We start from the raw sequence: 7,576 nt of genomic DNA on the forward strand, positions 1-7,576 counted from the left end.
ATAATCTGCCTATTTTTATTCCTTTTTTACTCCATATTATTAATCGAACTCAGGTTCATAAATAAAGTTGTTATGTAAAGATGCTCCTGACAAATGGCAATTATCGATAAAACTTAATTAAAAGATGTATGTTTTTGCATGAATCACTAAATAATAAAGAAACGTTTTGATTCGGATTTTAAAAGAATAACAAGTGGCATCCTGTAGGTTAAAGTATTAACGCTATTTAAAAAATTAATAGAACATTAATAATTTAACAGGTTTCGACTGAAATAATTAATATTTCTTAACATACCCTCTGTTAAAGTATTAATAATCTTTTGTTGGCCGTAAACTCGTGGCTTAATTTAGATTTAGCTAATCAATAAAACCAATTATTATGATACGTTTAATTATCATTTTTCTAATTATCGCTATAATCGCCGCCATTTTTGGATTTGGTGGTATAGCAGAAGGAGCTGCTGATATTGCACAGATTATTTTCTGGATCTTTGTAGTACTTCTGGTAATATCGCTTTTAAGCAGATTATTTAGAAGATAGGATTAAAATTATATTATAAAATCCAATGCAGATCAGGGTTTGATCTACATTGGGTTTTTTCATTAAACCTAAATTAAAGATGAAAAAAATAATTACTGTAGTTACCATTGCAATTCTTATTGCCTCATGTGGCCCAAGCCAGGTGGCTAGGGAAGCACGAAAAACATTTAAAGGGAACTGGACGCTTACAAGTGTGACTTATCCACAAAACACGGGGACTTTTGATGTTACCTTATTAAATGATGCTTCTGCCTCATGTTTTGAAAATAGTTCCTGGAACTTTGTCTCCAATAATAATCAGGGTACTTACACACTCCAGGGCACTAATTGTAGTACTGCACAACGCTATTTTAATTGGTCTATAGATGAAGAAAATACTCCGCAGGGCGTCTACGATTTTCTCTTAAAACCAACTGACGAAGATGCAAATTCAACTACTGGAGGGCAGGGCTTTAGACTGAACCTTAGAAGTTTAAGTGAAACAGACATGGTTTGGGAACAAACGGTTACTCTTGAAGGTGAGCCCTTTGTAATTAGAATGAATTTTACTAAAATTTAAAAACACAAATTATGAAAAGACAAATGCTAAATAAATTTACCGCTATATTTTTTGCAGCCAGCATGCTGTTTGCATGTGATGCGACAAGAAATGCCAACAACAAACAAAAAGGAGCTGTAATTGGAGCAGGTAGTGGTGCGGCAATTGGTGGAATTATAGGAAATAATACCGGTGATGGCAATACCGCTCTCGGTGCAATTATTGGAGGTGTGGTTGGTGGTGCAGCCGGAGGTTATATTGGTAGCCGTATGGACAAACAAGCCAAAGAAATTGAACAGGAAATCCCTGGTGCCGAAGTAGAACGTGTGGGCGAAGGGATTAATGTCACATTTGATGAGAACAGTGGAGTTTACTTCGCTACAGATCAATCTAATATAAGCGGGGATTCCCGGCAAACACTGGATAAACTGGCAAATATTCTAAGTGAATATCCAGACACCAACATAATGGTCGAAGGACATACAGACGATAGAGGGGCAGAAAGTTATAACCTTACCCTTTCTAAAAATCGTGCGCAGGCTGTAACAAATTACCTGGTATCCAATGGGGGCATTTCCCAGGGTCGACTTACCACCAACTGGTATGGAGAAGCTCAGGCTAAGTACGATAATACTACGGCAGAAGGTCGGGCTAAAAATCGTAGGGTAGAGCTTGCTATTGTTGCAAATGAAGAATTAAAACAGGAAGCGCAGCAGGCAACTTCACAAAATTAAAAGAAGAAAGTTTAAACAATTTATAATCCCGGTAAGCGCCGGGATTTTTTTATTCTTTTTAGTTATCTTCATAAAATGAGAAAGATTGCCATTGTTGGTGGAGGGTTGGCTGGTTTAACTGCTGCAATACATCTTGCTTCCAGCGGAATAAAAGTTGATCTTTTCGAAAAAGATAGTTTTCCACGTCATAAAGTATGTGGGGAATATCTCTCTAACGAAATTGTTCCTTACCTGGAATCCCTCCAGATTTCTCTGAAGTCTTTAGCTCCGGTAGAAATCAACAAGCTTCATTTCAGCACTCCTTCCGGTAAAACTGTTTCTTCAAATTTAAAAATGGGCGGACTGGGAATAAGCAGATATGCTCTTGATAATTACTTATATAAAATAGCTGTAAACAATGGTGTTGAGATTGTACAAGAAACAGTTACAGATATTAATTTTTCAGATAACACCTTCAGCATAAAGACTTCTGAAGGAAAATTGGTTACGGCAGATTTTGTTCTTGGTGCTTTTGGAAAAAGGTCGATAATTGACAAAAAACTGGATCGGGATTTTATTCAGAGAAAATCAGAGTGGCTTGCTGTAAAAGCACATTATCGGCATGAGAATTATCCGGCCAACTTGGTTTCGCTACACAACTTCAGGGGTGGCTATTGCGGATTGTCTATGGTTGAAAACGGAAACATAAATGTTTGCTATCTGGCTACATATAAAAGTTTTAAGGAGCATAAATCTCCGGAAGATTATAAAAGAGAAGTTCTTTCCAAAAATCCGCACCTCAAGGCGTTTTTTCAAGAGGCACAACCTGCTTTTAAAAAAGATATATCTATTGCACAGGTTTCCTTTAAACAGAAATCGCTTATAAAAAATCATATTCTTATGCTGGGAGATGCTGCAGGGCTAATTCATCCCCTTTGTGGTAATGGAATGGCAATGGCGATCCACAGCGCAAAATTAGCTTCTGAAGCTGTTCTGGCATATTTTAATAACGAACTAAAGAGTAGGACAGAAGTTGAAGAAACATATAAGATAAGTTGGAATAAAGAATTTAAAACCAGGTTGTTATCGGGTAGAATGTTACAAGCAATTTTATTGAATCCCGGTATGTCCGAAATATCTCAGAATATGATCAGTAAGGTTCCATTTCTATTACCGCGCATTATTAAGAGAACCCACGGAAATTTTGTAGCATGAGAAGTATAGATACATCTAAGAGAACAGAAGAGGAAGAGGTGATGGACGACTTCGACTTAAGTGGCAAAGAATTAAAAAATACGTTGCGGGATCTTGATAATATCAATAAATGGCTCGGCGGTAATAACATTACCATTCAGGGAGTAAAAAAACTTCTTGAAAATGTTCCGAAGGAAAAGCAGGTTGAAATTGTGGATGTGGGATGCGGGAATGGTGCTATTTTAAGGGAAATCGCAAAATGGGGTAGAAAGCATAACCAGAAATTGCGACTTTCAGGTATAGATGCTAATCCACACGCCATAGAAATTGCCGAAGAAATGTCTCACGACTTTCCAGAAGTAACGTTTAGAACACTCAACATTTTTAGTGAAGAATTTCAGCGTGAGGAATATGATATCATTTTGTGCACATTAACGCTGCATCACTTTAAAAATCCTGATATCGTCAAATTATTAAATAGTTTTTACCATCAGTCACATATTGGGATTGTGATTAACGACCTTCACAGGAGTAAAGCTGCATACAGGCTGTTTCAGGCTTTTTGCAGCGTGTTTATAGACAACGAAATCGCTCGAAAAGACGGACTTATTTCCATTTTACGCGGATTCAAAAAAGAAGATATTGAAAAACTGGCATCCCAGGTTCCTTCAGGTAAGCAGGAGATTCACTGGAAATGGGCTTTCCGCTATCAGTGGATTATAGAAAAAGAACAGTACAAAAAACTATGAGTGTAAAAATTATAAAGGTAGAAAAAGAACTTCCTGAATATTCGCGGGAAACGGCAGATGTTTTACCACTAGTAGAAACCTGGCTGGAAGGACAGGAGGACAGGTTCCGGAGAAAAATCTTGAAAATTTTTGAAGGGGCTGGTGTGGATAAACGCTATTCCATTATGGCTCCCGAGGAGGTTTTTACTTCAACTTCTTTTGAAGGTAAAAATAATATTTATGTGCGTGAAGTAAAAAAACTCGGGAAAAATGTCCTGAAAAAATCCCTGGAGAATGCACAGTGGCAGCCAGATTCACTGGATTACATCATTACCGTTAGTTGTACCGGGATTATGATTCCCTCCCTGGATGCCTATTTAATAAACGATTTAAACCTAAGACAGGATATTACCAGGCTTCCGGTGACCGAAATGGGCTGTGCTGCAGGAATTTCAGGAATGATCTACGCCCATAATTTTTTAAAGGCCAATCCCGGCAAAAGAGCGGCGGTAATTGCTGTAGAAAGTCCTACAGCTACTTTTCAGCTTGAGGATTACAGTATGGCAAATATGGTGAGTGCCGCCATATTTGGTGATGGAGCAGCCTGTGTTTTAATGTCTTCTGAAGAAAAAGCAGAAGGCCCTGAAATTCTTGCCGAAGCAATGTATCATTTTTACGACGCCACGCAAATGATGGGTTTTGACCTTACTAACCAGGGCCTGCAAATGATCCTGGATCAAAGGGTTCCCGAAACTATTTCAGAACATTTTTCTGACATTATCTTTCCTTTTCTTGAAAAAAATAATAGTTCGATAGAAAAAGTGGAGCATCTTATTTTTCATCCCGGCGGGAAGAAAATTGTACAAACAGTCTCTGATCTTTTTGGTACCTTAGGAAAGAATATTGATGATACCCGGGAAGTCCTGCGTTTGTATGGCAATATGAGCAGCGCAACAGTTCTTTATGTGCTGCAGCGCTTTATGGAAAAAGATATCCCAAAAGGGGAGCAGGGGATAATGCTCAGTTTTGGTCCGGGATTTTCAGCACAAAGAATCTTATTACAATGGTAGCAGAATTTAAAGATCTAAATTATTGGGCGCTAATCCTGGGCGGCAGTACAGGACTGGGCTATGCCAGTGCGTGTAAACTCGCCAAACACGGCATGAACATTATTATTGTACACCGAGACCGCCGGTCTGAGATTCCGGATATAGAGGAAGCTTTTGATGAAATTCGGGAAAGCGGCGTGCGACTGGAAAGTTTCAATGTAGATGCTGTACAGAAAGAGAAACGCGCCGGATTGGTCTCTCAGATTGCTGAAATTTTGGGTGCCGAAGGTAAAATAAGAACAATGGTGCACAGCATTGCAAAAGGCAATTTAAAGCCCATGACCGGTAAAGAAGAACGGCTGGAGAATATAGATTTCCAGCTTACTATAGATGCGATGGCATTAAGCCTGTATGACTGGACCCAGGATATTTTTCGTGCAGGGCTTTTTGCTAAAGATGCAAGGGTGATATCGTTTACCAGTGAAGGAAACAAGAAGGCCTGGAAAAACTATGCAGCTGTTTCTGCGGCAAAAGTTACCCTGGAATCCCTTACGCGGGGCATGGCCCTGGAATTTGCACCGCATGGGATAAGGGCAAACTGCATCCAGGCCGGGATTACTGTTACCAGGTCGTTCCAAATGATTCCGGGTAATGAGAGCCTTAGAAATCATGCCCTTAAGCATAATCCATTTAAGCGGCTTACCGTTCCCAAAGATGTTGCCAACGTGGTTTATCTTTTGAGTAAGGATGAAGCAGGCTGGATCACCGGTACAATTATTCCCGTAAATGGTGGGGAACATTTAATGTAAATCCAGTATGTTATTCCTGTGAACGTAAAAGAAATTCTTTCCCGGCTGCCGTATTCAGATCCGTTTTTATTTGTAGACGAAATAACAGAGGTGGATGAAAATTGCCTTTTTGGGCAATATACTTTTCCACCGGAATCCTTTTTCTATAAAGGACATTTTAAAAATAATCCAGTTACTCCCGGAGTAATTTTAACCGAATGTATGGCGCAGATCGGACTCGTTTGCTTCGGAATTTTTCTTTTAAATAAACAGAATTACCAGGCCAAAGAGCCTCAAATCGCATTAAGTTCTTCGGAAGTTGAATTTTTTAAGCCGGTTTTTCCCGGAGAAACAGTAAAAGTGGCTTCAAAGAAAAAATATTTCCGGTTTAACAAGCTAAAATGTGATGTGGAAATGTTTAATGCTGAAGATGAGCTGGTTTGCAAAGGAACAATTGCAGGAATGATGAAGTGAGGGGTGAAGAAGTGAATAGTGGGAATGAGATCCTGCAAGGTTTTTAAAACCTTGTAGGTATAAATTTGAGAATTTAATAGTTAGAAATTAGAAAATACAGCCACCAATTAGAAGCTTTTACTTTCTGATTTAGATTGATACAAGTAAGAAGCTCTCAAAACAGTTTACAAAAAATTATTAGTGTATTCGTGGTCGAAGAAGTCTTTTAAATAAAATTCAAACTTTAAAATTCACCATTCAAATAATACCTTGAGGTTGAAAGTTTAAGAAATAAATGAAGAAAAGAGTAGTAATAACCGGTCTTGGCGTCGCCGCTCCAAACGGAGTGGGAATCGAAGCATTTGAGTCGGCGATTAGAAATGGCAAATCCGGGATTACTTTTCATCCACAGTTAGAAGAGCTAAATTTCAGTTGCCAGATAGGAGGGAAGCCACAAATTTCTGAAGAAAAAATTAAAGAATATTTTAGTCCGTTACAGTTGCGCGGATTAAACAGCAGCGGAATTGTTTACGGGGTAATTTCAGGGACTGACGCTTGGAAAGATGCCGGACTCGATATTTCTGAAGAAGAAACTCCCGATTGGGATTCAGGGATTGTTTTCGGAACCGGAATTTTAGGTGTGAACAAATTCAGAGAAGCAATTCACCTTATTGACGCCGGAAAAACACGCCGATTAGGAAGTACCAGCGTGATCCAGACCATGGCCAGCGGCATAAGTGCCTATTTGGGCGGAATTTTAGGTTGCGGAAATCAGGTAACTACCAATTCTTCGGCATGTACAACAGGAACCGAGGCTTTGCTAATGGGATTTGAACGTATCCAGGCAGGAAAGGCAAAAAGAATGCTCGTGGGAAGTTGCAGTGACGATGGCCCATATGTTTGGGGCGGTTTTGATGCCATGAGAATATTACCGGGAAAATATAATGTTCGTCCGGAGGCAGCTTCCCGACCAATGAGTGCATCTGCGGCAGGTTTTGTTCCCGGCAGCGGTGCAGGAGCACTGGTTCTGGAAAACCTGGAATCTGCTTTGGAAAGAGGTGCCAAAATTTATGCTGAAGTGCTGGGTGGCGAAGTTAACAGTGGCGGGCAACGAGCAGGTGGAAGTATGACCGCAGCGAATGATGAGGCGGTACAGCGGTGTATAAGAGGTGCCCTGAAAATGGCAAATATCGACCCGCAGGAAATCGACGCTATAAACGGACATCTCACGGCTACAGCCAAAGATTCTGTAGAAATCCTAAACTGGACAAAGGCTTTAAAAAGAGAAAAGGAGAATTTCCCGGTAATTAATTCACTTAAGGGGATGGTTGGCCATTGTTTAAGCGCTTCGGGAAGTATAGAGTGTGTGGCGGGTGTACTTCAGCTAAAAAATGATTTCCTCTTTGGAAATATAAACTGCGAAGACCCCGATTCTGAAATCCTCAAAATGATAAACAGTGAAAAAATTCCGCAGCAAACACTTCAGCAGCAAACAAGAGTACTCGCCAAGGCCAGTTTTGGTTTTGGAGATGTGAATGCGGTAGTTATTTTTAAGAAGTATGATTGAAGTAG

General features: G+C 39.6%; 9 protein-coding genes. All 9 read left to right on the forward strand.

What is annotated here, in order from left to right:
• Positions 1–379 precede the first annotated feature (379 nt).
• The 9 genes from RM529_RS15255 to RM529_RS15295 all read left to right on the forward strand — a co-directional run bounded on the left by RM529_RS15255 (position 380) and on the right by RM529_RS15295 (position 7,571).
• The gene (locus tag RM529_RS15255; protein ID WP_311485615.1) at positions 380–541 is read left to right on the forward strand and encodes a DUF1328 family protein; all 162 of its coding nucleotides are present in this window, start codon (positions 380–382) and stop codon (positions 539–541) included.
• A gap of 79 nt (positions 542–620) precedes the next feature.
• Positions 621–1,100: a lipocalin family protein gene (locus RM529_RS15260; protein ID WP_311485616.1), complete on the forward strand. Its 480-nt coding sequence runs from the start codon at positions 621–623 to the stop codon at positions 1,098–1,100.
• Positions 1,101–1,111: 11 nt separating this feature from the next.
• Positions 1,112–1,813 (forward strand): YiaD family glycine zipper/OmpA-like lipoprotein, encoded by a 702-nt coding sequence (locus tag RM529_RS15265; RefSeq protein WP_311485617.1) that lies wholly within the window; start codon positions 1,112–1,114, stop codon positions 1,811–1,813.
• A gap of 75 nt (positions 1,814–1,888) precedes the next feature.
• The gene (locus RM529_RS15270; protein WP_311485618.1) at positions 1,889–3,007 is read left to right on the forward strand and encodes an NAD(P)/FAD-dependent oxidoreductase; all 1,119 of its coding nucleotides are present in this window, start codon (positions 1,889–1,891) and stop codon (positions 3,005–3,007) included.
• Entirely contained in the window at positions 3,004–3,735 is a 732-nt protein-coding gene (locus RM529_RS15275; protein WP_311485619.1) for a methyltransferase domain-containing protein, read from the forward strand. The genes RM529_RS15270 and RM529_RS15275 overlap by 4 nt, the downstream gene beginning before the upstream one ends.
• On the forward strand, positions 3,732–4,784 hold the full coding sequence (locus RM529_RS15280) for a type III polyketide synthase (protein ID WP_311485620.1): 1,053 nt from the start codon (positions 3,732–3,734) through the stop codon (positions 4,782–4,784). Before RM529_RS15275 ends, RM529_RS15280 begins: the two co-directional genes overlap by 4 nt.
• Complete coding sequence (locus RM529_RS15285; RefSeq protein ID WP_311485621.1) at positions 4,778–5,572, forward strand: SDR family oxidoreductase; 795 nt, start codon at positions 4,778–4,780, stop codon at positions 5,570–5,572. Before RM529_RS15280 ends, RM529_RS15285 begins: the two co-directional genes overlap by 7 nt.
• An 18-nt stretch (positions 5,573–5,590) precedes the next feature.
• Positions 5,591–6,025, forward strand: a complete 435-nt coding sequence (locus RM529_RS15290; RefSeq protein ID WP_311485622.1) for a 3-hydroxyacyl-ACP dehydratase FabZ family protein — start codon at positions 5,591–5,593, stop codon at positions 6,023–6,025.
• 274 nt (positions 6,026–6,299) lie between these two features.
• Positions 6,300–7,571, forward strand: a complete 1,272-nt coding sequence (locus RM529_RS15295; RefSeq protein WP_311485623.1) for a beta-ketoacyl-[acyl-carrier-protein] synthase family protein — start codon at positions 6,300–6,302, stop codon at positions 7,569–7,571.
• Positions 7,572–7,576: the final 5 nt, after the last annotated feature.

The sequence above is a fragment of the Autumnicola edwardsiae genome (assembly GCF_031846505.1).
Classification (GTDB): domain Bacteria; phylum Bacteroidota; class Bacteroidia; order Flavobacteriales; family Flavobacteriaceae; genus Autumnicola; species Autumnicola edwardsiae.

Excerpts from the sequence above, each read along its gene's own strand:
- RM529_RS15255 (WP_311485615.1), top strand. The coding sequence starts at position 380 with ATGATACGTTTAATTATCATTTTTCTAATTATCGCTATAATCGCCGCC.
- RM529_RS15260 (WP_311485616.1), top strand. The coding sequence starts at position 621 with ATGAAAAAAATAATTACTGTAGTTACCATTGCAATTCTTATTGCCTCA.
- RM529_RS15265 (WP_311485617.1), top strand. The coding sequence starts at position 1,112 with ATGAAAAGACAAATGCTAAATAAATTTACCGCTATATTTTTTGCAGCC.
- RM529_RS15270 (WP_311485618.1), top strand. The coding sequence starts at position 1,889 with ATGAGAAAGATTGCCATTGTTGGTGGAGGGTTGGCTGGTTTAACTGCT.
- RM529_RS15275 (WP_311485619.1), top strand. The coding sequence starts at position 3,004 with ATGAGAAGTATAGATACATCTAAGAGAACAGAAGAGGAAGAGGTGATG.
- RM529_RS15280 (WP_311485620.1), top strand. The coding sequence starts at position 3,732 with ATGAGTGTAAAAATTATAAAGGTAGAAAAAGAACTTCCTGAATATTCG.
- RM529_RS15285 (WP_311485621.1), top strand. The coding sequence starts at position 4,778 with ATGGTAGCAGAATTTAAAGATCTAAATTATTGGGCGCTAATCCTGGGC.
- RM529_RS15295 (WP_311485623.1), top strand. The coding sequence starts at position 6,300 with ATGAAGAAAAGAGTAGTAATAACCGGTCTTGGCGTCGCCGCTCCAAAC.